The following is a 1,001-nucleotide window of genomic DNA, read 5'->3' on the forward strand; positions in this document are numbered from 1 at the left end:
TGGCCCCCGAAAGTTGGACTGGTTTAATTCTAGGCGGTTAGGGCTTCAAGGGTCTGATTTCGATATTGCATCGGGGTTAGACCCTTGAGTCGTTGTTGGATGCGTTCGGTGTTGTACCACCGGATGTACTCGTCGATTGCCTGGTTGAACTCTGCGACGGTGTCGAAGGCTTCTCCGTGGTACATCTCGGTTTTCAGGTGGCCGAAGAAGTTCTCCATGACCGCGTTGTCGTAGCAGTTGCCTTTGCGTGACATCGATTGGACTCCCTGGTGCTGGCTAATCAGGGTGCGCCATGATGAGTGCTGGTATTGGAATCCTTGATCGGTGTGGATCATCCAGCCCGGCTCTGGAGCACACGCTTTGATCGCCTGCGCCAACGAAGCCGAGGTAAACGCTGTAGACGGCGATGTGGCCACTGTGTGGGCGACGATTGAGCGGTCGAACAGGTCCATCACCGGTGAGAGATACACCTTGCGGCCAGCGACTTTGAACTCGGTGACGTCGCTGACGAAGACAGTGTTGAGCCTATCGGGGGTGAAGTTGCGCTCGAGTGTGTTCTCAGCGATGTAGCTGATTGTGCCAGTGTAGGAGATGTAGGGCCTGCGCTGGCGGATCTTGGCTTTCAAGCCCATGGCGCGCATGAGCTTGTAGACAAGTTTGTGGTTGACCACCCAGCCCTGGTTACGCAGGTCGAGCAGTACCCGCCGGTAGCCGTAGCGGTGTTTGTTGCGCTGAAAACTGTCCCGGATCGCTTGTTTGAGCTCGGCATGTTTATCCGGTGCGGTGAGTCGTTTTTGGTGGTAGAAGAATGTCGAGCGTGCCATGCCGGCCGCATCCAGGAGGTAGTCCAAGCGGTGGTGTGACTTGAGGATGACGATTGCCTGGGCTTTCAGGCGTGTCCCTGGTTCCTCAAGTCTCGCAATTTTTTTAAGTAGGCGTTTTCCGCTTCCAGCCGCTCAACCTGGCGGCGAAGCTTTTCCTCTTCCGTGAGGCGTTTCGGC

General features: G+C 56.1%; 1 pseudogene. It reads right to left on the reverse strand.

The annotated features are described in order from the left end of the window. Positions 1-29: 29 nt before the first annotated feature. Positions 30-1,001, reverse strand: a pseudogene (locus QP884_RS11225) (IS3 family transposase); the annotation flags it as partial.

This window comes from Corynebacterium tuberculostearicum (assembly GCF_030229345.1).
Lineage (GTDB): Bacteria > Actinomycetota > Actinomycetes > Mycobacteriales > Mycobacteriaceae > Corynebacterium > Corynebacterium tuberculostearicum_G.